The organism is Stenotrophomonas sp. 63632_Sma (assembly GCF_056482875.1).
In genome coordinates this window covers 2,146,494-2,169,700 of sequence record NZ_CM151220.1, presented here as the reverse complement: position 1 = coordinate 2,169,700, position 23,207 = coordinate 2,146,494, and the positions used below count along the sequence as shown (strand labels likewise).

Annotated in this window: 23 protein-coding genes; all 23 read left to right on the top strand. The window is 67.7% G+C overall.

All coding sequences use genetic code 11. The features are described 5' to 3' along the window. Nucleotides 1–125 precede the first annotated feature (125 nt). Entirely contained in the window at nucleotides 126–641 is a 516-nt protein-coding gene (locus ACZK45_RS10025) for a flagellar basal body-associated FliL family protein (RefSeq protein ID WP_049421892.1), read from the top strand. A 10-nt stretch (nucleotides 642–651) separates the two neighbouring features. Further along, nucleotides 652–1,656, top strand: coding sequence for a flagellar motor switch protein FliM (fliM, locus tag ACZK45_RS10020; RefSeq protein ID WP_032129211.1), 1,005 nt, complete (start codon nucleotides 652–654; stop codon nucleotides 1,654–1,656). After that, a complete protein-coding gene (gene fliN, locus ACZK45_RS10015; protein WP_012510967.1) occupies nucleotides 1,653–1,988 on the top strand; it encodes a flagellar motor switch protein FliN in 336 nt (111 codons plus the stop codon). The genes fliM and fliN overlap by 4 nt, the downstream gene beginning before the upstream one ends. Further along, nucleotides 1,985–2,404, top strand: coding sequence for a flagellar biosynthetic protein FliO (fliO, locus tag ACZK45_RS10010; protein WP_125895418.1), 420 nt, complete (start codon nucleotides 1,985–1,987; stop codon nucleotides 2,402–2,404). The genes fliN and fliO overlap by 4 nt, the downstream gene beginning before the upstream one ends. Nucleotide 2,405: 1 nt before the next feature. Next, a complete protein-coding gene (gene fliP, locus ACZK45_RS10005) occupies nucleotides 2,406–3,185 on the top strand; it encodes a flagellar type III secretion system pore protein FliP (RefSeq protein WP_043395553.1) in 780 nt (259 codons plus the stop codon). A gap of 82 nt (nucleotides 3,186–3,267) precedes the next feature. Beyond that, nucleotides 3,268–3,537 carry a flagellar biosynthetic protein FliQ gene (locus tag ACZK45_RS10000; protein WP_012510965.1) on the top strand — a complete coding sequence of 90 codons (270 nt, stop codon included), beginning with the start codon at nucleotides 3,268–3,270 and terminating at the stop codon, nucleotides 3,535–3,537. Between the two features lie 13 nt (nucleotides 3,538–3,550). Continuing rightward, entirely contained in the window at nucleotides 3,551–4,342 is a 792-nt protein-coding gene (gene fliR / locus ACZK45_RS09995; protein WP_012510964.1) for a flagellar biosynthetic protein FliR, read from the top strand. A 164-nt stretch (nucleotides 4,343–4,506) separates the two neighbouring features. Beyond that, entirely contained in the window at nucleotides 4,507–6,639 is a 2,133-nt protein-coding gene (locus tag ACZK45_RS09990) for a putative bifunctional diguanylate cyclase/phosphodiesterase (RefSeq protein WP_121503205.1), read from the top strand. A 118-nt stretch (nucleotides 6,640–6,757) separates the two neighbouring features. Further along, nucleotides 6,758–7,888: a flagellar biosynthesis protein FlhB gene (flhB, locus tag ACZK45_RS09985; protein ID WP_107432403.1), complete on the top strand. Its 1,131-nt coding sequence runs from the start codon at nucleotides 6,758–6,760 to the stop codon at nucleotides 7,886–7,888. Nucleotides 7,889–7,932: 44 nt separating this feature from the next. Beyond that, complete coding sequence (flhA, locus tag ACZK45_RS09980; RefSeq protein WP_153855598.1) at nucleotides 7,933–9,993, top strand: flagellar biosynthesis protein FlhA; 2,061 nt, start codon at nucleotides 7,933–7,935, stop codon at nucleotides 9,991–9,993. A gap of 145 nt (nucleotides 9,994–10,138) precedes the next feature. Continuing rightward, entirely contained in the window at nucleotides 10,139–11,761 is a 1,623-nt protein-coding gene (gene flhF, locus ACZK45_RS09975; RefSeq protein WP_180837599.1) for a flagellar biosynthesis GTPase FlhF, read from the top strand. Further along, on the top strand, nucleotides 11,748–12,635 hold the full coding sequence (locus tag ACZK45_RS09970; RefSeq protein ID WP_125895422.1) for a MinD/ParA family ATP-binding protein: 888 nt from the start codon (nucleotides 11,748–11,750) through the stop codon (nucleotides 12,633–12,635). The genes flhF and ACZK45_RS09970 overlap by 14 nt, the downstream gene beginning before the upstream one ends. Next, nucleotides 12,632–13,375, top strand: a complete 744-nt coding sequence (locus tag ACZK45_RS09965) for an RNA polymerase sigma factor FliA (RefSeq protein ID WP_049401180.1) — start codon at nucleotides 12,632–12,634, stop codon at nucleotides 13,373–13,375. The genes ACZK45_RS09970 and ACZK45_RS09965 overlap by 4 nt, the downstream gene beginning before the upstream one ends. Nucleotides 13,376–13,432: 57 nt before the next feature. Continuing rightward, complete coding sequence (cheY, locus tag ACZK45_RS09960; RefSeq protein ID WP_006365466.1) at nucleotides 13,433–13,825, top strand: chemotaxis response regulator CheY; 393 nt, start codon at nucleotides 13,433–13,435, stop codon at nucleotides 13,823–13,825. Beyond that, the gene (locus ACZK45_RS09955) at nucleotides 13,825–14,430 is read left to right on the top strand and encodes a protein phosphatase CheZ (protein WP_006442968.1); all 606 of its coding nucleotides are present in this window, start codon (nucleotides 13,825–13,827) and stop codon (nucleotides 14,428–14,430) included. Before cheY ends, ACZK45_RS09955 begins: the two co-directional genes overlap by 1 nt. Before the next feature lie 2 nt (nucleotides 14,431–14,432). Beyond that, a complete protein-coding gene (locus ACZK45_RS09950; RefSeq protein ID WP_478445783.1) occupies nucleotides 14,433–16,265 on the top strand; it encodes a chemotaxis protein CheA in 1,833 nt (610 codons plus the stop codon). A 101-nt stretch (nucleotides 16,266–16,366) separates the two neighbouring features. Further along, nucleotides 16,367–17,107, top strand: a complete 741-nt coding sequence (locus ACZK45_RS09945) for a flagellar motor protein (protein WP_010482457.1) — start codon at nucleotides 16,367–16,369, stop codon at nucleotides 17,105–17,107. 1 nt (nucleotide 17,108) lies between these two features. Further along, complete coding sequence (gene motD, locus ACZK45_RS09940) at nucleotides 17,109–18,125, top strand: flagellar motor protein MotD (protein WP_032129222.1); 1,017 nt, start codon at nucleotides 17,109–17,111, stop codon at nucleotides 18,123–18,125. A gap of 4 nt (nucleotides 18,126–18,129) precedes the next feature. After that, nucleotides 18,130–18,912, top strand: a complete 783-nt coding sequence (locus ACZK45_RS09935) for a ParA family protein (RefSeq protein ID WP_005413243.1) — start codon at nucleotides 18,130–18,132, stop codon at nucleotides 18,910–18,912. Next, the gene (locus tag ACZK45_RS09930) at nucleotides 18,909–20,111 is read left to right on the top strand and encodes a chemotaxis protein CheW (protein WP_329913559.1); all 1,203 of its coding nucleotides are present in this window, start codon (nucleotides 18,909–18,911) and stop codon (nucleotides 20,109–20,111) included. The genes ACZK45_RS09935 and ACZK45_RS09930 overlap by 4 nt, the downstream gene beginning before the upstream one ends. A 285-nt stretch (nucleotides 20,112–20,396) precedes the next feature. Further along, nucleotides 20,397–20,705, top strand: coding sequence for an STAS domain-containing protein (locus ACZK45_RS09925; RefSeq protein ID WP_014037092.1), 309 nt, complete (start codon nucleotides 20,397–20,399; stop codon nucleotides 20,703–20,705). Then, nucleotides 20,702–21,067, top strand: coding sequence for a response regulator (locus ACZK45_RS09920; protein WP_005409521.1), 366 nt, complete (start codon nucleotides 20,702–20,704; stop codon nucleotides 21,065–21,067). Before ACZK45_RS09925 ends, ACZK45_RS09920 begins: the two co-directional genes overlap by 4 nt. A 45-nt stretch (nucleotides 21,068–21,112) precedes the next feature. After that, a complete protein-coding gene (locus tag ACZK45_RS09915) occupies nucleotides 21,113–23,101 on the top strand; it encodes a chemotaxis protein CheA (RefSeq protein WP_032129224.1) in 1,989 nt (662 codons plus the stop codon). Nucleotides 23,102–23,207: the final 106 nt, after the last annotated feature.

Genomic DNA, 23,207 nt, shown 5'->3' with positions numbered 1-23,207 from the left:
TGGGTGCGGAGCGTGCTCCGCACGGCCCCACCGGCACCCCGACGGAATTCCGTCGCACCCCTCTGCCCCGGCTCCGGCACACCCCTTGCATATCCCGGTGAAGCAACCCTCAGGAGCTTCACCCCGTGGCCGCAGCCGCTGACAAAACCAAGAAGACCGCCGAGAAGGACAAGGCCGCCAAGCCGCGTAGTCCGATCCTGATCACCGCACTGGTGGCCGTGCTCGCCGCCGCTGCCGCCGGTGGCGGCGTCTGGTTCTTCACCCAGTCCAAGCACGAAGAGAAGACCGCGCAGGCCCCGAAGAAGGCCAGTACTCCGGCACCGGCGCAGTACTTCGCGCTGGACCCGGCCTTCGTGGTCAATCTCAACGGCCCGGTCGACGGCCCGCGCTACCTGCAGCTGGAAGTGCAGCTGATGACCCGCGATCCCGCTGCACTGGAAGCGATCAAGACGCATGCGCCAGCCATTCGCGCACGCCTGCTGATGCTGTTCTCGCAGGTCAGCCCCGACCAGATCGCCGACATCGCCGGCAAGCAGAAGCTGCAGGCCGCTTCGCTGGCCGAAGTGCAGAAAGTGCTCAAGGCCGAGACCGGCAGCAACGGCGCCGACGATCTGCTGTTCACCAGCTTCGTGACCCAGTAAGGGCCCACAGATGAATGATCTGCTGTCCCAGGACGAGATCGATGCCCTGCTCCACGGCGTGGACAGTGGCGCGGTCGAGACCGATGCGGAACCGCCGTCAGGCGAAGCACGTTCGTACGACTTCGCCAGCCAGGACCGCATCATCCGCGGTCGCATGCCGACCCTGGAAATGGTCCATGAGCGCTTCGCGCGCCTGTGGCGGATCGGCCTGTTCAACCTGATCCGCCGTTCGGCCGAACTGTCGGTGCGCGGCATCGAGCTGATCAAGTTCAACGACTACATGCACTCGCTGTATGTGCCGACCAACCTGAACCTGATCCGCTTCAAGCCGCTGCGCGGTACCGGCCTGATCGTGTTCGAACCGACCCTGGTGTTCGCCATCGTCGACAACTTCTTTGGCGGCGACGGGCGCTACCCGACCCGCATTGAAGGCCGCGAGTTCACCGCCACCGAAATGCGGGTGATCCACCTGCTGCTGAAGCAGACCTTCGCCGACCTGCGCGAGGCCTGGGCACCGGTGATGGATGTCGACTTCGAGTACATCAACTCGGAGATCAACCCGCACTTCGCCAACATCGTGACGCCGCGCGAGTACGTGGTGGTGTGCCGGCTGCACGTCGAGCTCGACGGCGGTGGCGGCGACATCCATGTGACCCTGCCGTATTCGATGCTGGAACCGATCCGCGAGCTGCTCGACGCTGGCATCCAGAGCGACCGCAATGATCGCGACGAAAGCTGGGGCCAGACCCTGCGCGAACAGCTCAACATCGCCGAGGTGACCCTGTCCAGCGTACTGGCCAGCAAGCGCATGACCCTGCGTGACCTGACCCAGCTGAAGGTCGGCGACATCCTGCCGATCGAGCTCAGCCCGCAGGTGCCGCTGTGCGTGGAGAACATCCCGGTGTTCACCGGCGAGTTCGGCATCGCCAACGGCATGAACGCCGTGAAGATCACCGCTACCCATCCGCCGGGCACCCGCCCGCGCGCACCCGTCATCCAGGAAGACCCGCAATGAACGATATCGACGCCCTCGAACCGACCCCGGCCCAGTTCGGCACCCTGCAGGCCGAAGAAGGGGCCGGCGCCGACCTCAACCTGGACGTGATCCTCGACGTGCCGGTGACCCTGTCGCTGGAAGTCGGTCGTGCCCGCCTGCCGATCCGCAATCTGCTGCAGCTCAACCAGGGCTCGGTGGTGGAACTGGAACGCGGTGCCGGCGAGTCGCTGGACGTGTTCGTCAACGGCACCCTGATCGCCCACGGCGAGGTGGTGGTGATCAACGACCGCTTCGGCGTGCGCCTGACCGACGTGGTCAGCCCGAGCGAGCGGATCCGGAGACTGCGTTGAGCCTGCTGGCCTCCACCCTGTTGGCGGTCGGCAAGACCGCCGCACCGATCGGTCCGCAGGTCGGCCAGCACGCGGCCGCCGCACCGAGCCTGTTCGGTGCGGTGCTGGCGCTGCTGGCCGTGCTGGCGCTGGTCATCGGCCTCGGCTGGCTGCTAAAGCGCCTGCCCGGCAGCGGCTTCCGCCCGGCCGACGGCATGAAGGTGGTGGCCAGCCTGAGTGTCGGTGCCAAGGAGCGCGTGGTGGTGGTCGAGGTCAACGGCCAGCAGCTGCTGCTGGGCGTCACCGCCGGCGGTATCAACACCCTGCACACCCTGCCCGAACCGCTGCCGGCGCCCGCGCCGGTGCGCGTGCCGGACTTCAAGAACCTGCCGAATTTCGCCCAGCTGCTGCAGCAGCGGCTGCGCAAGGATCCCTGACATGCGTGTCACCCGTACCCGTCTTGCCACCCTGATGCCGTGGCTGCTGATGCTCGCCCTGTGCCTGTTGCCGGCGCTGGCATTCGCCGCACCCGGTGCCCCGACCACGCCGCTGCCGGACATCAACGTCGGCAAGATCGGCGGTGCACCGGTCAGCCTGCCGCTGCAGACCCTGCTGCTGATGACCGCGATCACCCTGATCCCGTCGATGCTGCTGGTACTGACCTCGTTCACCCGCATCATCATCGTGCTGGGCCTGCTGCGCCAGGCACTGGGCACCGGACAGACGCCGTCCAACCAGGTGCTGCTGGGCCTGGCCCTGTTCCTCACCGCAATGATCATGCTGCCGACCTGGGACAAGGCCTGGAGCACCGGCATGGCGCCCTACCTCAATGGCGAGATCGACTTCCAGACCGCCTGGACGCTGACCACCTCGCCGCTACGCGCCTTCATGCTGGCGCAGATCCGCGAGACCGACCTGATGACCTTTGCCGGCATCGCCGGGCATGGCACCTACGCCAGCCCCGACGCGATCCCGTTCCCGGTGCTGGTCGCCTCGTTCGTCACCAGTGAACTGAAGACCGCCTTCGAGATCGGCTTCCTGATCTTCATTCCGTTCGTGATCATCGACCTGGTCGTGGCCAGCGTGCTGATGTCGATGGGCATGATGATGCTGTCGCCGATGCTGGTGTCGGCACCGTTCAAGATCCTGCTGTTCGTGCTGGTGGATGGCTGGGTGCTGACCGTCGGCACCTTGGCGGCGAGCTTCAATCCGGCGTGATCGAGAGGCAGTCGAGCATGACTCGACTCTACAGAAGCACAGTCGAGCGCGGCTCGACTCTACATGAGCAGATGGAACCCGAATGACTCCCGAACTTGCCCTGACCGAACTGCGTGGCGGCCTGATCACCGTGTTGTGGGTGGCCGGCCCGCTGCTGCTCACCGTGCTGGTGGTCGGTGTGGTGGTGGGCGTGGTGCAGGCCGCGACCCAGCTCAATGAGCCGACCATCGCCTTCGTTGCCAAGGCGGCGGCGCTGACCGCGGTGCTGTTCGCGCTGGGCAGCCTGCTGATCGGCCACCTGGTGGAGTTCACCACGCTGCTGTTCCAGCGCATTCCACACCTGATCGGCTAGGACACGCGCTTCGATGGACGCCGCCACCCAGATGGCTGCCGACGGCCTGCAGGCCTTCGGCATGATCGGCACCGTGCTGTGGACCATGCTGCGCATCGGCGCAGTGGCCATGGCCATGCCGATGGTCGGCACCCGTGCCGTTCCCGCGCGGGTGCGCGTGGTGCTGGCTGGCACCCTGGCCATCGCACTGGCGCCGCTGCTGCCGCCGGTACCGGACTGGACCGGTTTCGATGCCGCCACGGTCCTTACCATCGCCCGTGAACTGGCCATCGGCGTATCCATCGGCTTCCTGCTTCGGCTGGTGTTCGAGGCCGGCGCGATGGCCGGCGAACTGATCGCCCAGGGCACCGGCCTGGCCTTCGCGCAGATGAGTGACCCATTGCGTGGCGGCACCTCCGGCGTGATCGGCCAGTGGTTCTATCTGCTGTTCGGCCTGCTGTTCTTCACCGCCAACGGGCACCTGGCGCTGATCTCGCTGGTGGTGGACAGCTACCGGGCGCTGCCGATCGGCGCCCCGCTGCCGGACCCGCACGCCTTCTTCAGCATCGCCCCAACCTTCCTGCTGACCGTACTGCGCGGCGCATTGACCCTGGCGATCCCGCTGACTGTGGCAATGCTGGCGGTGAACCTGGCGTTCGGCGTACTGGCCCGTGCGGCCCCGGCGCTGAACCCGATCCAGCTCGGCCTGCCAGTGTCTCTGCTGCTGGGCCTGTTCCTGCTGGCGCTGCTGGCCGGGGAAATGGGTCCGCCGGTACAGCGCCTCTTCGATGCCGCCTTCCAGGCTGCGGACACGGTCACACACTGACCGGATCATCACGTTTTACTGCTTGCCCTTCCCCCGGGTCTGCGCGTTAGAGTGAATACGCGGCAACCGGGGGGATGCCGCACGTGGCCGGCGCCGTGCGTCGGCCTGCCTCATGCATGCCCCACCGTGGTTTCCGTCGACAGGCAGGTCCGGGAGACTGACGAATGCTGGTAGGCACGTACAACCCGTGGCTGGTGGCGATCTCGCTGCTGGTGGCCGTGATGGCTTCGTACACCGCGCTGGCGATGGCCGGGCGCACGGTCACTGCACCCGGCAAGGGCGCGGCGTGGTGGTGGCGCCTCGGTGGTGGCTTCGCCATGGGCCTGGGCATCTGGTCGATGCACTTCATCGGCATGCTCGCCTTCGATCTGCCCATTCCGCTCGGCTACGACCTGCCGATCACCCTGCTTTCCCTCGCATTGGCGATCGCCTCATCGGTGTTCGCGCTATGGCTGGTTTCGCTGCGTACCCTGCCCCACCCGCGGTTGGCCGGTGGCGCGCTGCTGATGGGCACCGGCATTGCCGGCATGCATTACGTTGGCATGGCCGCAATGCGCATGCAGCCGGGCATCGACTACGACCCGGGCTGGCTGCTTTTTTCGCTGATGGTGGCGGTGGCCGCCTCGTGGACGGCGCTGTACGTGGCGTTCCGCCTGCGCGCGCAGCGCACCCGTGTCGGCGACCGGCTCGCGGCTGCCGGCCTGCTCGGGTTGGCCATCGTCGGCATGCACTACACCGGCATGGCCGCCGCACGCTTTCCGGAAGGCAGCATCTGCGGCGCAGCCGTCGGCGATGGGCTGCAGAGCGAATGGCTGGCCATGCTGGTGGTGGTGCTGACCGTCGCCATCCTGGCCGTGGTGCTGGTGGTCTCCTGGCTGGACCAGCGGGTGGAGGCGCAGCTGCTGCGCCTGCGCAATTCCCTGTTGAGTACCTCACTGACCGACGCACAGCAGGAACTGACCCAGGCCGCACTGCACGACCCGCTTACCCGCCTGCCCAACCGCCTGCTGCTGCAGCGTCGGATCGTGCAGGCGCTGGCCGAGGCCGAACAGGGCGGCAGCCGCTTCGCGGTGATGTTCATGGACCTGGATGGCTTCAAGCAGGTCAACGATGCCTACGGCCACCAGGCCGGCGATGCACTGTTGGTTGCGGTGGCCGAACGCACGCGCCAGCTGCTTCGGCCCAACGACATGCTGGCCCGTCTGGGCGGTGACGAATTCGTGCTGGTGGTGCGCATCGAGCACGACGAGGACCTGCCGACGCTGGCCCGGCGCATCCTGCAGGCGGTCGGCAGCGGGCCGTTGCTGGCCGACAACGAACTGCAGGTGACCGCCAGCATCGGCGTGGCGATCTGTCCGGATCACGCTGCCAGCGAGCGGCAGCTGATGGCCTTTGCCGATGCAGCGATGTACCAGGCCAAGGAATCCGGACGCAACGCCTTCGTGCTGTTCGCCGACTGGATGAATGACAGCGCCGAACAACAGTTCCGGCTGCTGGCCGACCTGCGCCGGGCCATCGGCAGCGAGCAGCTGTTCCTGCACTACCAGCCGAAGATCCAGGTAGCCACGCAGAAGGTGGCCGGTGCCGAAGCGCTGATCCGCTGGCGCCATCCGGAGCATGGCCTGATCCCGCCGGACCGCTTCATCCGGCTGGCCGAACGCAGCGGTGCGATCAATGAGATCGGGCGCTGGGCGCTGGACCAGGCCTGCCAGCAGCTGCGCCGCTGGCACGATGCCGGCCACGAGGGCTGGTCGATGTCGGTGAACCTGTCGCCGGTGCAGTTCAGTTCGCCGCACCTGCTGCAGGATGTGCGTGAAGTGATCGAACGCTACGACATTGCCCCACGCCACCTGGTGCTGGAGATCACCGAAAGCACGGTGATGCGCGATACCGATACCAGCCTGCGCCTGCTGCAGGCGCTCTCGGCACTGGGCGTGGGCATCTCCATCGATGACTTCGGCACCGGCTATTCCAGCCTGCTGTACCTGAAGCGGTTGCCGGCCACCGAAATCAAGATCGACCACGCCTTCGTACGCGACCTGGAGCACAGCGCCGAGGACGTGGTGATCGTCTCGGCGATCGTGGCGCTGGGCCACGCGCTGGACATGGACATCGTCGCCGAGGGCGTGGAGACCGCCGCGCAGCGCGCCTACCTGGAGCGGCTGGGCTGCGATTACCTGCAGGGCTACCTGCTCGGCCGTCCGGTGGATGCGGCGCGCTTCATGCAGCTGCATGACCTGCCGCGGCCTCGGGTGGAACTGGCGCAGAGCCCGCCGACGCAGCACCCGCCGGGGTAAATCCAGGCTGCGCTCCCACCTGCACTTGCTCTGGTAGATGCCAACCTTGGTTGGCACATGAACCCATCACGGAACACTTCTTGCACGCACCCCGGCATCCCCTGCCGCAGTGCCCGTGATGTCCGAGAACGAATCCGCCGGCGAAAAGACCGAACAACCTACCGAAAAACGCCTGCGCGACGCCCGTGAACAGGGCAACCTGCCGCGCTCGCGCGAGCTCGGAACGGCCGCCGTGTTCGGCGCCGGCGTGCTGGCGGTGATGGCCATGAGCGGCTCGATCGGCCGTGGTGCAAGCGCCTGGATGAAGCATGCACTCAGCCCAGAGCAGAGCCTGCGGCAGAACCCGAAGGAACTGTTCGGCCACTTCGGCGACCTGCTGCTGCAGTTCATGCTGGTGATCGCGCCGCTGGTGCTGGTCTGCCTGCTGGCCAGCTTCGTCGCCCCGCTGGTGATGGGCGGCCTGCGCTGGTCGCAGAAGGCGATGATGCCCGACTTCAACCGCATGAACCCGATGAGCGGGCTCAAGCGCCTGTATGGCCCGGAAGCCATCGCCGAGTTCACCAAGTCGTTGTTGCGCGTGGCTTTTGTCGGCGTTGCCGCCGGGCTGGTGGTGTGGACCGGCTTCGACACCCTGCGCGGGCTGATTCACCACCCGCTGGAGACCGCCATCACCGACGGGCTCGGCTTCACCCTGCGCCTGCTGCTGGCCACCGCCGGCGCCATGCTGGTGCTGGCCGCCATCGATGCGCCCTACCAGCGCTGGAACTGGATGCGCAAGCTGAAGATGACCCGTGAAGAGCTGCGCCGGGAAATGAAGGAAAGCGAGGGCAGCCCGGAGGTCAAGGGCCGCATCCGCCAGCTGCAACAGCAGATGGCCAACCGCCGGATGATGGAGGCGGTGCCCACTGCCGACGTGGTGGTAGTCAACCCCACCCACTACGCGGTGGCCCTTAAGTACGAGGGCGGCGCCATGAACGCCCCCAAAGTGGTCGCCCTGGGTGTGGATGAGACCGCCCTGCGCATCCGTGAAGTGGCCGACGGCAACAAGGTGGCGATCGTCTCCGCCCCGCCTTTGGCACGCGCCTTGTATCGGGAAGGCCAACTCGGAAAGGAAATCCCCGTGAGACTGTATTCGGCCGTCGCCCAGGTCCTGTCCTACGTCTACCAGCTGCGCGCCTGGCGCACTGGCCCGATGCCGGACGCCCCGCACATCCAGGTGGATGAATTCGGCAAGGGAGGCCGCCCGTGAGCGCCCAGCCCTCCACCGGTTTCAACACCCGCCGCGCGCTGGAAATGATCCGCCAGGGCCTTGGCGCACCGCTGATCGTGCTGGCCCTGCTGGCCATGGTCGTGGTCCCGCTGGCCGCGCCGGTGCTCGATGCGCTGTTCACCTTCAACATCGCCATCTCGCTGATGGTGCTGCTGGCGGTGGTCTACGTGAAGCGCCCACTGGATTTCACGATCTTCCCGATCGTGCTGCTGATCACCACCATGCTGCGGCTGGCGCTGAACGTCGCCTCCACCCGCGTCATCCTGCTGAACGGCCAGAACGGCCACGACGCCGCGGGCAAGGTCATCGCCGCGTTCGGCGAATTCGTGATCGGCGGCAACTACGCAGTGGGCATCGTGGTGTTCGCGATCCTGACCATCATCAACTTCGTGGTCATCACCAAGGGCGCCGGCCGCGTCTCGGAAGTGACCGCGCGCTTCATCCTCGACGCGATGCCCGGCAAGCAGATGGCGATCGACGCCGACCTCAACGCCGGTTTGCTGACGCGTGAAGAAGCCAAGCTGCGCCGCGAGGAAGTCCGCGAGGAAGCCGATTTCTACGGCGCGATGGATGGTGCCAGCAAGTTCATCCGTGGTGATGCCATTGCCGGCATCCTGATCCTGTTCATCAACATGCTCGGCGGCCTGGCCGTAGGCGTGCTGCAGCATGGCATGCCGTTTGGCGATGCCGCTGCCACCTACACCCTGCTGTCGATTGGTGATGGCCTGGTGGCGCAGCTGCCGGCGCTGCTGGTCTCCAGCGCCGTGGCCATGCTGGTCACACGCGCCTCGCGCTCGCAGGACATGGCCCAGGCCATGACCGGCCAGGTGTTCGGGCAGTACCGTGCGCTGGCGATCACCGCCGGCATCATCGGCGTGGTCGGCCTGGTGCCGGGCATGCCCAACGTCGCTTTCCTGACACTGTCCGCGATCCTCGGCTTCATCGCCTGGAAGGTCTACCGCAAGGGCAAGGCCGCGGCCACCGATCCGGCAGCCGCAGGCAATGACGCTGCCGCGCTCAACGCACTCGGCCGCCCGGCCGCGCCGGCTCCGACTGCCGAACTGAGCTGGGACGAACTGCGCCCGGTCGATCCGCTGGGCCTGGAGGTCGGCTACCGGCTGATTCCGCTGGTGGACAGCAGCCAGGGCGGCGAACTGATGGCACGCATCAAGGGCGTGCGGCGCAAGCTGACCCAGGACGTCGGCTTCCTGATCCCGTCGGTGCACATCCGCGACAACCTGGAACTGCCGGCCAACGGCTACCGCGTGCTGGTGCACGGCGTACCGGTGGCCACCGCCGAGATCCATCCGGACCGCGAGCTGGCACTGGACCCGGGCAGCGCGCTCGGCGCGCTGGAAGGCATCGCCGGCAAGGACCCCGCGTTCGGCCTGGACGCGACCTGGATCCAACCGCACCAGCGTGCCCAGGCCGAAACGCTGGGCTACACCGTGGTCGATCCGGCCACCGTGGTCGCCACCCATCTGTCGCACCTGATCCGCGAACACGCGCCCGAGCTGCTCGGCCACGAGGAAGTGCAGCACCTGCTGGCCAACCTGGCCAAGAGCGCGCCCAAGCTCGTCGAAGATCTGACGCCGAAGGCGCTGCCGCTGTCGGCGGTGGTGCGCGTGTTGCAGAACCTGCTGGTCGAGCGCATTCCAATCCGCCAGCTGCGCAAGATCGCCGAAGCACTGGTCGAACACGCTCCGAACAGCCAGGACCCGGCCGTACTGACCGCCGCGGTGCGCACCGCGCTGGGTCGTTTCATCGTGCAGGAGATCGCCGGAATGTCGGCGGAGCTGCCGGTGTTCACGCTCAACCCACAATTGGAACGTGTCTTGCAGGAGTCCACGCAGGGCAACGGCGCCGCGCTGGAACCCGGACTCGCTGAGCGACTGCACCAGAGCCTGGCCGAATGTGTCAGCAAGCAGGAAGCCCGCAACGAGCCCGCGGTCGTGCTGGTACCTGGCCCGGTGCGTGCCGCGCTGGCCCGCCTGGTCCGCCACAGCGTTCCGTCGCTGTCGGTCCTGGCCTACAGCGAGGTGCCGGAGGACAAGCGCCTGAAGCTGGTCGGAACGATCAGCTGACGCCGCCCTCCGATGCGCCAGAAAACAGACACCACTTTCGAACCAACGCAACAGACAGATACCAAGGGGAACCCGCACCGTGCAGACCACCGACCACCCGAGTTCTCCGACCGCCACCCCGCCGTCTTCGTCCCGTGACCACAGCATGAAAATCAAACGATTCGTCGCCGCCGACATGCGCTCGGCCATGAACCTGGTGCGCAAGGAACATGGTCCTGACGCCGTGATCCTGTCCAACCGCCGGATCGAGGAAGGCATCGAGATCGTCGCCGCCGCCAACTACGACGAGAGCGCCGTGCAGCGTGCACTGGAAGCCTCGCGTCGTGACATCGCTCCGCCGCCGGCGCCGAAGCCGCGCACCGCCGCCGACGCGGTGATCGCCGCGGTCACCCGCCGCCGCAGCAACACCCCGGCACCGGAACCGGTCGCCGCAACCACCTCGGCCGTGGCTGCCCTCGCCCGCGCTGCGGTCGGCGCCACCGGCCGCACCCTGGACAGCGCCGACGAGATCGTGCCGACCCGCGGCAGCACCGGCTTCGCCGCCACCCTGGCACGCGCCGCCGTCAACGAACCGGCGCTGCCGGATCAGCCCTTCGCTCCGTTCGCCGAAGCCATCGTCGCACCGGCGCCCAGCACCGCCGCACCGGCCAACCGCGCCCGCTTCCAGATCGACCCGCCGCACGAGACGCATCACGAATGCGCGGCGTCGGCCGTGCAGCCGCCGCCGCTGCCTACCGCTGCCGTGACCGAAGCGCAACCCGGGATCGTCGCCAGCGAACCGGCACCGGTCGAAGCCAGCGACGAAACCGGCGCTGCCCCCGTGCTGGCCCCAGCCCCGGCACTGACCCTGGTGGCCCAGGACGACGCCGAGATCCGCCAGCTGCGCCAGGAAGTGGCCGGCATGCGCCATGTGATCGAGCGCGAGATGAACCGCTTCACCGACGAGCGCCTGCGCGGCTGCCCGGTGCGCGCCACCGCGCTGGACCTGATGGACGAGTATGGCTTCGATGCCGGCCTGGCCCGCGACGTGGCCATGCAGATCCCGCTGGAGACCGAGGCCCATCGAGGCCGCGGCCTGATGCTGGGGCTGATTTCGCGCAAGCTGCCGATCGCCCCGGTCGACCCGCTGGAAGAAGGTGGTGTGATCGCACTGGTCGGACCGACCGGCGCCGGCAAGACCACCACCATCGCCAAGCTGGCCTCGCGCTTCGCCGAGAAGCACGCGCCGCGTGACGTGGCCCTGGTCACCACCGACACCACCCGCATCGGTGCCCGCGAGCAGCTGTACGGCTACGGCCGCCAGCTCGGCATCGCGGTGCACGAGGCCAACAGCGGCACCGACCTGGACCAGCTGCTGGAACGCCTGAAGGACTACAAGCTGGTGCTGATCGACACCGCCGGCCTGGGCCCGCGCGACCGCGCCCTGGCCGCCCAGCTGCAGTGGCTGCGTGCCGCCCGCCAGGTCCGCACCCTGCTGGTGCTGCCGGCCAACACCAGCTTCGGCGACATGGACGAGGTGGTCCGCCGCTTCGGCGCCGCCAACCTGCAGGGCCTGGTACTGAGCAAGCTGGACGAGACCGGCCGCTTCGGCAACGCCCTGTCGGTGGCCGTGGACCATGCCCTGCCGATCACCTGGGTGACCGATGGCCAGGACGTCCCGGAGGACCTGCACCGGGCCAGTGCAGCCAATCTTGTACTTCGCCTTGAAGATTTGCGCCGCGCGGCCGATATGCCCTGCAACCCGGAGTTGAACCATGCCGTCGCGTGAGTACGCCAAGCTGACCAAGACCTTCCCGCTGTCGGCCACCCGCAGCGAGCCGCTCGGCCCTGTGCGCACCATTGCGGTCACTGGCGGCAAGGGCGGCGTGGGCAAGACGAATGTGTCGGCCAACCTGGCCGTGGCCCTGGCTGGCATGGGCAAGCGCACGCTGCTGCTGGACGCCGACCTCGGCCTGGCCAACATCGACGTGATCCTGGGCCTGAACCCCACCTTTACCCTGGCCGACCTGGTCGCCGGGCGCTGTTCGCTGGACGACGTCATCGTCGAAGGCCCGAACGGCGTACTGGTGGTCCCGGCCGCATCCGGCCGCCGGCACATGGCCGAGCTGGCCCCGGCTGAGCACGTTGGCCTGGTCAACGTGTTCTCCGAGCTGGAGCGCGAGCTGGACATCATGGTGGTGGACACTGCCGCGGGCATCACCGATGGCGTGCTGACCTTCTGCCAGGCCGCACAGGACACCGTGGTGGTGGTCTGTGACGAGCCGGCCTCGATCACCGACGCCTACGCACTGATCAAGGTGCTGTCGCGCGAGCGCGGCGTGGACCGCATCCAGGTGGTGGCCAACATGGTGCGCGACCCGAACGAGGGCCGCGTGCTGTACGAAAAGCTGACCCGCGTCTGCGAGAAGTTCCTTGCCGATGTCTCGCTGAACTACCTCGGCTGCGTGCCGCAGGATGACTGGCTGCGCCTGTCGGTGCAGCGCCAGCAGCCGGTGGTGAAGGCCTATCCGTCCAGCCCGGCGGCGCTGGCGATCACCGAGATCGCGCGCCGTACCGCGCGCTGGCAGGCGCCGACCGAACCGCGTGGCGGCGTCGAGTTCTTCCTCGAACGCATCCTCAAGCAGCGTGGGGTGACGGCATGAAAGGCGCAGCCCAGTACAGGGAAGTGCAGCGCTCGGCTGCAAACGAAGTCATCGCCCAGCATTCGGACCTGGTGCGGCGCATCGCCCACCACCTGGCCGCGCGCCTGCCGGCCAGCGTCGAGGTCGACGACCTGATCCAGGCCGGCATGATGGGCCTGATCGAAGCCTCGCGCAGCTATGACGCCGACCAGGGTGCTTCTTTCGAGACCTACGCCTCGATCCGCATCCGTGGTTCGATGATCGACGAGATCCGCCGTGGTGACTGGGTCCCGCGCTCGGTGCACCGCCGTGCACGTGATGCCGCCGCCACCATCCGCCGCCTGGAACAGAGCAGTGGCCGTGCCGCCAGCGCCACTGAAGTGGCCGCCGCGATGGAGATGCCGCTGCCTGAGTACCTGCGGCTGATGGAAGACGCTGCACGTGGCCAGGTGCTGAGCCTGGAATCGCGCATCGAGGACCAGGGCGAGCTGGACACCGTCGCCCAGGGCGGGCCGACCCCGCAGCAGGTACTGGAGCGCGGTGAGTTCGGTCGCGAGCTGGGCAAGGCCATCGGCCACCTGCCCGAGCGCGAACAACTGGTGCTCTCGCTGTACTACGAGCAGGAACTGAACCTGAAGGAGATCGGCGCGGTGCTCGGCGTGAGCGAGTCGCGGGTCTGCCAGATCCACGGCCAGGCGGTACTGCGCCTGCGCGGCCGGCTGAAGCTGTTCGAGGCTGCCGACGCAGGCCTCGAAGAATGAACATCCCCGAGGCGGCTGCCCCCGGCCGTCCGGAATGAACAACAAAGGAATTCTGCTTTGAACAAGAACATGCGCATCCTGATCGTCGACGACTTCTCGACCATGCGTCGAATCGTCAAGAACCTGCTGGGCGATCTGGGCTTCACCAATACCGCCGAAGCCGAGGACGGGCATGCCGCGCTGTCGCTGCTGCAGAGCCAGCCGTTCGATTTCGTGGTCACCGACTGGAACATGCCGGTGATGACCGGCATCGAGCTGCTCAAGGCCATCCGTGCCGATGCCAAGCTGAAGACCCTGCCGGTGCTGATGGTCACGGCAGAAGCCAAGCGCGAGCAGATCATCGAAGCCGCCCAGAGCGGCGTGAACGGCTACATCATCAAGCCGTTCACCGCGCAGACGCTGGAAGAGAAGCTCGGCAAGATCTTCGAACGCCTGGCGGCCAGCGCCTGATGGATACCACGGTCGACAAGAACGCCCTCGCCCTGCGCCTGCAGGAGGCCCTGGACGCGCTCGAATCCGGTGACGAGGCCGCCTGGCGGCAGCGCATCGACGGGCTGGTCGCGCTGCGCACGCAGCCGATGATGAGCGGCCTCTCGCGGCTGGCCCGCGAGCTGGGACAGGCGCTGGGCGAACTGCCGACCGTGCCGAGCGAAGCCGGCGAACTGGACGACGCCTGCGCGCGACTGGACCACGTGGTGGCGATGACCGAACAGGCCACGCACCGCACCCTGGACCTGGCCGAGGAATGCCGCAGCCTGACCGAACAGCTGCGCGCCGAAGGCCTGCAGCCGGGCCAGGACGCGCAGCTCGAGCGCATCCGCCACAACCTGACCGAGATCGCCCTGACCCAGAGCTACCAGGACCTGACCGGGCAGATCATCCGTCGCGTGGTCGGCATCGTCCGCCGCGTGCACGAAGGCTTCGGCGCGCTCGGCCTGCCGCCGGAACAGCATCGCACCGACCCGGAACTGGCCGGGCCGGCACTGAAGGGACTGGACCGCCACGCGGTCTCGCAGAACGACGCCGACGACCTGTTGTCGGATCTGGGGCTGTAAGCATGAGCGCGGTATCCGACGACATCACTGCCGATTTCATCATCGAGGCGCAGGAGATCCTGGATCGCCTCGGCGAACAGCTGGTGTCGCTGGAGCAGGCACCGCAGGACAGCGATCAGCTCAACGCGGTGTTCCGTGGCTACCACACGCTCAAGGGCGGCGCCGGCTTCCTCGGCGTCACCGCCATGGTCGAGCTGTGCCATGCCGCTGAAGAGGCGCTGGGCGCCGCACGTGCCGGCCAGGCCGTGCTGCAGGCCCACCACTTCGACGCGGCCCAGCAATCGCTGGATTACCTGCAGTCGATGCTGGATGCAGTGTCCTCGGGTACCGAACCGGGCTACGCGCCCCCCGAGCTGATCGCGCAGTTCGATGTACACGGTGGCGCCACCGCCCCGGCGGCAGCCGCCGCTGCGCCCGCCGCCGGTGGCAGTGACCTGATCACCGATGATGAGTTCGAGGCCCTGCTCGACCAGCTGCACGGCGGCAATGCCCCGACCGCGGTCGCACCGGCGAAGAAGGCCGACGACGGACTGATCAGCGAAGACGAGTTCGAAGCCCTGCTCGACCAGCTGCACGGTGGCGCGGCACCGGGCACCAAGCCTGCGGCCGTGGTGGCACCGGCCCCGATCGCAGCGCCGCGCCCGGTCGCCGCACCGGCACCGGTGGCGAAGCCGGCCGCCAAGCCGCTGGCCGAGGCCGAACATACCGTGCGCGTGGACACCAAGCGCCTGGACGCGATCGTCAACCTGATCGGCGAACTGGTGCTGTCACGCAATCGGCTCAAGACCCTGCGTGCACGCCTGCGCGATGAAGAGCTGGACCGGGCCGTGTCCACTCTGGATATCGCCACCGCCCGCCTGCAGTCGGCAGTGATGCGCACCCGCATGCAGCCGGTGGGCAAGGTGTTCTCGCGCTTCCCCAAGGTTGCCCGCGACGTCGCCCGCTCGCTGAAGAAGGAAGTGGACCTGGAACTGATCGGCGCCGAGACCGAGCTCGACCGCAACTTGGTGGAAGCGCTGGCCGACCCGCTGGTGCACCTGGTCCGCAACGCCATCGACCATGGCGTGGAAATGCCCGACCTGCGCGAGGCACAGGGCAAGCCACGGATGGGCCATGTGCGCCTGTCCGCACAGCAGGAAGGCGACTACGTCAGCATCGAGGTGCAGGACGATGGCGCCGGCATCGACCCGGAAAAGCTGCGTGCCAAGGCCCGCGAGAAGGGCCTGATCGATCCGGAAGCCGCCGCGCGCCTGAGCAGCGAGGAGTGCCTGCACCTGGTGTTCCTGCCCGGCTTCTCGACCAAGCAGCAGGTCACCGACATCTCCGGTCGTGGCGTCGGCATGGACGTGGTGCAGTCACGCATCCGCGAACTGAGCGGCCAGATCCAGATCCAGTCGGAACTGGGCCGTGGCAGCCGCTTCCTGATCCGCGTGCCGCTGACCCTGGCGATCCTGCCGACCCTGCTGGTGCAGGCCGGCGAGGACGTCTATGCGCTGCCGCTGGCCCGCGTGATGGAAGTGCTGCACGCGCCGCGCACCTCGCTGGGCTGGTTCGATGGCCGTGCCGTGCTCGACCGCCGCTCGCACACGCTGCCGCTGGTCGATCTGCGCCAGTGGCTGGATGTGACGCCGGCCGCCTCGCCGCTGCTGACCATCGTGGTGCTGCAGGCTGGCGAAGCGCGCTTCGGGCTGGTCGTGGACCAGGTACGCGGGCGTGAGGAAGTGGTCATCAAGCCGCTGCCGAAAGCGCTGCGCGGCCTGCGCGGTTATGCCGGTGCAACCTTGATCGGCGATGGTCGCATGGCGCTGATCCTGGACGTGGACGGGCTGCGATGAACCCCACCGGGCCATGCCCGGCGCCCCGAAAACTGTGACCACCGTCTGTACGCGATCTACCGGTGTCTCAAGTCCCATTCATACACGCCGATACCGGAACCATGGATAGACTCAGCCTCATTGGACTCTTTCTCGCCCTGGCCTCGCTGGTCGGCGGCAGCATCCTCAAGGGCGCCGGCCTGGCGTCGTTGTGGTCGCCTGCGGCGTTCGTGATCGTCATCGTCGGCACCGTCGCCGCGATCCTGCTGCATACCTCGCCGGCGGTGTTCAAGCATGCCTTCAAGATCGTGCGCTGGGTCGTGCGCCCGCCGCACAGCGATCGCCGCGAACTGATCCAGCAGATCGTCGAGTGGAGCAACATCGCCCGCCGCCAGGGCCTGCTGGGCCTGGAATCGCAGGTGGAAGCACAGCAGGACCCGTTCCTGCGCAAGGGCCTGCAGCTGCTGGTGGACGGCGTCGAACCCGAATCGATGCGGCACATGCTGGAAATCGAACTGGGCAGCCAGGAACACCAGGACCAGGCCGGTGCCAAGGTCTTCGAAGCGATGGGCATCTATGCACCGACGCTGGGCATCATCGGTGCCGTGCTTGGCCTGATCGCGGTGATGAAGAACCTGGCCGACCCGAGCAAGCTCGGCCACGGCATCGCCGCAGCGTTCACCGCCACCATCTACGGCATCGCCTCGGCCAACCTGCTGTTCCTGCCGGTGGCCGCCAAGCTCAAGAGTGTGATCTCGCACAACACCCGCGACCGCGAAATGGTCATTGAAGGCCTGATCTCGATCGCCCAGGGCGAAAACCCGCGCAACATCGAAACCAACCTCTCCGGCTTCCTGCACTGACATGGCCCGCCGCAAGCACCACGAAGAGCACGCCAACCACGAAGCATGGGCGATCCCCTATGCCGACCTGATGACGCTGCTGCTCGCCTTCTTCGTGGTCATGTACGCGATTTCCTCGGTGAACGAAGGCAAGTACCGGATCATGGCCGACGCGCTGACCGATGCCTTCGGGGGCGCGCCGCGCACGATCAATCCGGTACAGGTGGGTAACAAGCAGGTGCAGGGTGGCGGCTGGGACAGCCCCTCGGTGATCAAGTCCGGCACCAAGATCGGGCCCTCGGCGCCTGCGCCGTCGCACGACCCGACCCTGCTGCCGTCGATGGCCTCGCAGATGCGCATGCCTGTTTCGGTGCACAACCAGGAGCAGATCGCGCGCGCCGAGCGCCAGCTCAACAGCATCGCCGACCGCCTGACCGCCGCGCTGGCACCGCTGATCGACCGCGGCATGATCAGCGTGCGCCGCACCGAGCTGTGGATCGAAGTCGAGATCAACAGCGACATCCTGTTCCCCACCGGTTCGGCCGCGCTGGACGTGCATGCGCGGCAGACCCTGGCCAGCCTGGCCGAGGTCCTGCGCGACGTACCCAACAGCGTGCGCGTGGAAGGCCACACCGACAATGTACCGATCGCCACCGCCACCTTCCCGTCGAACTGGGAACTGTCGGCCGGGCGCGCGGCCAGCGTGGTGCACCTGTTCGCCGACCAGGGCGTGCAGCCGTCGCGGCTGGCGATGGTCGGCTACGGCCAGTTCCGTCCGCGCGAAGAGAACGACAGCGCGCAGGGCCGCAACCGCAACCGCCGGGTGATGGTCATCATCCTGGCCGACACCTCGCACTCGGTGGACCCACTCGGCCAGCGCCTGAACGCAGCCACCGGCGCCACCCGGAACACCGATACCGAACAAGCCGCGGCAACTCCGGCTACCGCCCCCACCTCCCCCATCGCACCGGTGAAGTTGCCGCCGGTGCCGGCTGGCAGCCGCGTCGGCGCCGCCGTTCCCCCGGCAATGAAGGAGTAATCCGATGCGCATCTGGGCAGTCGCCAACCAGAAGGGCGGAGTCGGCAAGACCACCACCACCCTCGCCCTCGGCCGCGGACTGGCCGCACTTGGCCATCGCGTGCTGCTGATCGACCTCGATCCGCATGCCTCGCTCAGCCGCGCGTTCGGCGTACCGGTGGACCCGCCGCCGGCTGGCGTGCTGGAGCTGTTCGGCGCCCCGCCCGCCGATCTTTCCAGCCTGTGCCATGCCAGCAGCATCCATGGCCTGGACTATGTCTGCGCACAGTCCGCGCTGGCCACGCTGGAACGCCGCAGCGCCAACCAGCCTGGCCTTGGCCTGGCGCTGCAGAATGCGCTTGCGCGCCACCAGGGCCAGCACGACTACATCCTGCTGGACTGCGCGCCCACCCTCGGCCTGTTGATGATCAATGCGCTGGCCGCAGCCGATCGCCTGATCATCCCCACCCAGGCCGAGCCACTGGCGCTGCATGGACTGGACGGCATGGTCCGCACCGGCGAGATGGTCGAACGTTCGCGCCGCCGCCCGTTGCCGATCTCGATCCTGCCGACCCTGTTCGACCGCCGCACCCGCGCCGGTAATGAGTCGCTGCGCACGATGCAGGATCGTCACGGCACCCGTGTGTGGGAAGACGCGATTCCGATCGACACCCGCATCAGCAACGCCGCCGGCCTGACCCTGCCGAGCGTTGGTGAGGATTACCCGGGCCGCGGCCTGGCCGCCTATCGCCGCGCGCTGAACTGGATCCTCGGCGAGGATGCCCGCGCCCTGGAGCAGGCCGCATGAACAGCACCGGTGTACTGGACGACTACCTGGACGAACTGCTGGGCGAAGCGATCGCCGTGGCACCACCGGCTGCACCGCCGCCGGCGAGCGACGAAGCGTGCCCAGCAATTGCAGCCGACGCCGAACGCGAGCCGACTTGGGATGACCTGCCGGCCGAGGTGATCTACGAAACCGAGACCGTCGCCGCTGCGCCTGCCGTCGACAACGCCGCACTCGAAGCCGCCTTCGACGCGGCCGCAACGGCTGAGCGCGAACCCACCTGGGACGATCTGCCCGCCGAAGTGATCTACGAAACGGAGACTGTTGCTGCTGCCGCGGCAGAGGACGACGCAGCACTGGAGGCCGCCTTCGAGGCCGCCGCAATGCCTGTCGCCGCCCCCGAGCGCGAACCGACCTGGGATGACCTGCCTGACGAGGTGATCCACGAGACGGCCCCTGCTCCCGCCACCGCCAAGTCCGGCCCGGAACCTACATGGGACGACCTGCCGGACGAAGTGATCTACGAGACCGATCCGGCCGACAGCCATCGTCTCGCCCACACCGACAGCCCCGGCCTGGAGGCCGCGTTCGAGGCCGCTGCCGGCGGCGAGGATGTTCCTGCGCCACCAGCGGCCGTGGTCACAGCACCCGCTCCAGTTGCACGCACCGATGCCGCGCCGCCCCCGCGCGTGGCCGTGGACGCGCCAGCAGGCAACCGCCCGAGCAGCTGGCAGGAGCTGCAGGCACAGGCACATCGGCCCGCCAGCAGCCCGCATCCACAGAACCGACGCGCCGGCGAGCGCACCTCGCGCTGGCTGCGCCTGCGCTGCGGCACCCAGGCCTATGCACTGGAACTGCTGAAGGTGCAGGAAGTGGTGCTGCCGGTGCCGCTGCTGCCGTTGCGCGGCACTGCGCCGGCCATGCTGGGCATCATGAACCTGCGTGGCCAGGTGGTACCGGTGATGGACCTCGGCCTGCACCTGGGCGCCGCGGCCGCCGAAGACGACTCACAGACCCGCATCGTGGTGCTGGAGGAAGACGGCGAGACCATCGGCCTGCGCGTGTCGGCAGTGGAAGATGTCGCCAACCTCACCGATTCGCAGATCGAGCCACCCGATACCGCGCGCATCTGCCAGATCTCCAACGACCTGTTCCGTGGCGTCGCCAGGGTCAGCCAGCGCCCAATGATCCTGCTGGATGCCACCCGGTTGTTGAGTTGAACGAAAAAAGGGGACGGAGGGGATTAAGTCGCAATCGACCAGGCGCTCCCGCAGCCACCCTCAGCAACCGCGACCACGCAGTGGGGACGTAAGGTATTGATCCAACGGATCAACGCCTTGCGTCCCCGACAGGCACCGCATCGGCGCAAAGCGCCGAGCCAGTTGCGACTTAATCCCCTCCGTCCCCTTTTCAACAGCGACCGCATCGACGCACCGCGTCGATTCCCCTAAAGAACCCCGCCGGGGTGCCGTTATGGATCACGGAACCGTTTGTCCGGAGCAACGATGAGCACAGTCGAACTGGGTGGGGATCTCGGCATCGAGAGCACCACCGAGCTCAAGAACCGCCTCGCCCCGCTGGTGGCGCAGGCAGGCGAGCTGACCCTGGATGCCAGCCAGGTCGCCCGCATCCACACGGCCGCCGTGCAGGTGCTGTGTGCGTTCGTGCAGGCCCGCCGCGAGGCAGGCCTCGGCACCGGCTTCCACGGTTGCACTGCAACCTTCCGTGACGCCGCGCGCCTGCTGGGCGTCACCCAGGCCCTGGGCCTGGACGTAACCCATGACAACCTGAAATCTGTGGAGAACGCTGCATGAGCGCACGTATCTTGGTGGTGGACGATTCGGCGTCAATGCGCCAGATGGTGTCCTTCGCCCTCACCTCGGCCGGTTTTGCCGTCGAAGAAGCTGAAGACGGCGCGGTCGCGCTCGGTCGCGCCAAGGGCCAGCGCTTCAATGCGGTAGTCACCGACGTCAACATGCCGAACATGGACGGCATCGCGCTGATCCGCGAACTGCGCCAGCTGCCGGACTACAAGTTCACGCCGCTGCTGATGCTGACCACCGAATCGGCCGCCGACAAGAAGTCCGAAGGCAAGGCCGCCGGTGCCACCGGCTGGCTGGTCAAGCCGTTCAATCCGGAACAGCTGGTCGCCACCGTGCAGAAAGTGCTGGGCTGATCGCCCGCCACCGCTCCCCCACTTCGCTTCCGGACCACCACTGCCATGAGCATGGACCTGCAACGCTTCCACGCCACCTTCTTCGAGGAGAGCCGCGAAGGCCTCGACGCGATGGAGGCTGGCCTGCTGGCCCTGGAATCGGGGCAGCAGGACGCGGAGATCATCAATTCGGTGTTCCGCGCCGCCCACTCGATCAAGGGCGGCGCCGGCACCTTCGGCTTCGATGCGATCGCCGGCCTGACCCATGTGCTGGAAACGCTGCTCGATGAGCTGCGTGCCGGCAAGCGGGCGCTGGAAGGCCACGCCGTCGACGCCATGCTGTCCTCGGTGGACGTGCTGCGCGCCCTGCTGCGCGAAGCCGAACACGGCCAGGCCGCCGATCCCGCCGCAGTTGCTGCGGTGAAGGCGCGCCTGGAGGCGGTTCTTTCCGGGGAGGCCGCAGCGAGCGCCCCCGCGGCCGCCGCAGCCAAGGTGGACGATACGCCGGAAGCCTGGCAGATCGGTTTCACCCCGGCGCCATCGCTGTTCATGAGCGGCAACGACCCGCTGCGCATCATCCGCGAACTGGAACATCTCGGTTCGCTGCAGGTCGCCGCGCGCATGGAACGCCTGCCCGGCTTCGCCCAGCTCGACCCGCTGGAGGCCCACCTGGCGTGGGATCTCGGCCTGGTCGGCAAGGTGCCGCGCAGCAAGATCGAAGACACCTTCGCCTGGGTGCTGGACGACTGCGAACTGGACATCCGTCCGGCTGCGCCGCCGAGCCTGGCCACCGAGGCACCCGCCACACCCGCCCCTTCCACACCGGCTGCCGTTGTACCGGCGGCACCCGCCGCCGCTGCCAGCAGCGCTGGCGGCCAGGAAGCCGAAACCTCGATCCGGGTCAGCGTCGACAAGGTCGATGCGCTGATCAACCTGGTCGGCGAACTGGTCATCACCCAGGCCATGCTCAAGCAGGTCTCGCACGCGCTGGACCCGGTCCACGCCGAGAGCCTGTTCGCCGGCCTGGACCAGCTTGAACGCAACACCCGCGATCTGCAGGAAGCGGTGATCGGCGTGCGCATGCTGCCGGTCGATGCGGTGTTCCGCCGCTTCCCGCGCCTGGTCCGCGACCTGTCCAGCCGTCTCGGCAAGCAGGTCCGCCTGCGCACCGTCGGCGAAGGCACCGAACTGGACAAGGGCCTGATCGAAAAGATCGCCGATCCGCTGGTGCACCTGGTGCGCAACTCGATCGACCACGGTCTGGAAATGCCCGACGTACGTCGCGGTGCGGGCAAGGACGAGACCGGCACGATCACCCTGGCAGCCTCGCATCAGGGCGGCCATATCGTCATCGAAGTCAGCGACGACGGCCGCGGCCTGGACCGCGCCAAGATCCTGGCCAAGGCCACCGAACGCGGCCTGGCGGTGCCGGACAACCCGACCGATTCGCAGGTCTGGGACCTGATTTTCCAGCCGGGTTTCTCCACCGCCGATGCAGTCACCGACCTGTCCGGCCGTGGCGTTGGCATGGACGTGGTCCGCCGCAACATCCAGGCGCTGGGGGGCGAGGTCCAGATCGAAAGCAGCCTCGGCGCTGGCACCCGCACGCTGATCCGCCTGCCGCTGACCCTGGCCATCCTCGACGGCATGACCGTGGCGGTGGCCGGTGAAACCCTGATCCTGCCGCTGGCTTATGTGCTTGAGGCCCTGCAGCCGCAGGCCGAGGACATCCGCAGCATGGCCGGCGAAGGCCGCGTGCTGCGCGTGCGTGGCGAGTATCTGCCGATCCTGTCGCTGAGCGAGTACTACGGCTACGGCAACCGCGCACCGGGCAGCGAATCGCTGGTGGTGGTGGTTGAAGGTGATGGCCAGAAGATTGCGCTGGAAGTGGACGAGCTGGTCGGTCAGCAGCAGGTGGTGGTGAAGAACATCGAGAACAACTACCGCCGCATCGGCGGGGTATCCGGTGCCACCATCCTTGGCGATGGCCGCGTGGCCCTGATCGTCGACATCGGCGGTCTGGTGCGTTCGCTGCGGATGCCGCAGGCCGCCTGATCCACGTTGAATGCGTGCACTGAGCCGCCGCCCTTCGGGGCGGCGGTTTTCGTTTGCGCGCACGGCCACGATCTGACCGCGCTCGCTTCGCCAGGCATACCGTGAA

What these genes read in the sequence shown, in the direction of transcription:
- fliM (WP_032129211.1), top strand. Translation starts at nt 652, where the DNA reads ATGAATGATCTGCTGTCCCAGGACGAGATCGATGCCCTGCTCCACGGC.
- fliN (WP_012510967.1), top strand. Translation starts at nt 1,653, where the DNA reads ATGAACGATATCGACGCCCTCGAACCGACCCCGGCCCAGTTCGGCACC.
- fliP (WP_043395553.1), top strand. Translation starts at nt 2,406, where the DNA reads ATGCGTGTCACCCGTACCCGTCTTGCCACCCTGATGCCGTGGCTGCTG.
- ACZK45_RS10000 (WP_012510965.1), top strand. Translation starts at nt 3,268, where the DNA reads ATGACTCCCGAACTTGCCCTGACCGAACTGCGTGGCGGCCTGATCACC.
- fliR (WP_012510964.1), top strand. Translation starts at nt 3,551, where the DNA reads ATGGACGCCGCCACCCAGATGGCTGCCGACGGCCTGCAGGCCTTCGGC.
- ACZK45_RS09990 (WP_121503205.1), top strand. Translation starts at nt 4,507, where the DNA reads ATGCTGGTAGGCACGTACAACCCGTGGCTGGTGGCGATCTCGCTGCTG.
- flhB (WP_107432403.1), top strand. Translation starts at nt 6,758, where the DNA reads ATGTCCGAGAACGAATCCGCCGGCGAAAAGACCGAACAACCTACCGAA.
- flhA (WP_153855598.1), top strand. Translation starts at nt 7,933, where the DNA reads ATGATCCGCCAGGGCCTTGGCGCACCGCTGATCGTGCTGGCCCTGCTG.
- flhF (WP_180837599.1), top strand. Translation starts at nt 10,139, where the DNA reads ATGAAAATCAAACGATTCGTCGCCGCCGACATGCGCTCGGCCATGAAC.
- ACZK45_RS09970 (WP_125895422.1), top strand. Translation starts at nt 11,748, where the DNA reads ATGCCGTCGCGTGAGTACGCCAAGCTGACCAAGACCTTCCCGCTGTCG.
- ACZK45_RS09965 (WP_049401180.1), top strand. Translation starts at nt 12,632, where the DNA reads ATGAAAGGCGCAGCCCAGTACAGGGAAGTGCAGCGCTCGGCTGCAAAC.
- ACZK45_RS09955 (WP_006442968.1), top strand. Translation starts at nt 13,825, where the DNA reads ATGGATACCACGGTCGACAAGAACGCCCTCGCCCTGCGCCTGCAGGAG.
- ACZK45_RS09950 (WP_478445783.1), top strand. Translation starts at nt 14,433, where the DNA reads ATGAGCGCGGTATCCGACGACATCACTGCCGATTTCATCATCGAGGCG.
- ACZK45_RS09945 (WP_010482457.1), top strand. Translation starts at nt 16,367, where the DNA reads ATGGATAGACTCAGCCTCATTGGACTCTTTCTCGCCCTGGCCTCGCTG.
- motD (WP_032129222.1), top strand. Translation starts at nt 17,109, where the DNA reads ATGGCCCGCCGCAAGCACCACGAAGAGCACGCCAACCACGAAGCATGG.
- ACZK45_RS09935 (WP_005413243.1), top strand. Translation starts at nt 18,130, where the DNA reads ATGCGCATCTGGGCAGTCGCCAACCAGAAGGGCGGAGTCGGCAAGACC.
- ACZK45_RS09930 (WP_329913559.1), top strand. Translation starts at nt 18,909, where the DNA reads ATGAACAGCACCGGTGTACTGGACGACTACCTGGACGAACTGCTGGGC.
- ACZK45_RS09925 (WP_014037092.1), top strand. Translation starts at nt 20,397, where the DNA reads ATGAGCACAGTCGAACTGGGTGGGGATCTCGGCATCGAGAGCACCACC.
- ACZK45_RS09920 (WP_005409521.1), top strand. Translation starts at nt 20,702, where the DNA reads ATGAGCGCACGTATCTTGGTGGTGGACGATTCGGCGTCAATGCGCCAG.
- ACZK45_RS09915 (WP_032129224.1), top strand. Translation starts at nt 21,113, where the DNA reads ATGAGCATGGACCTGCAACGCTTCCACGCCACCTTCTTCGAGGAGAGC.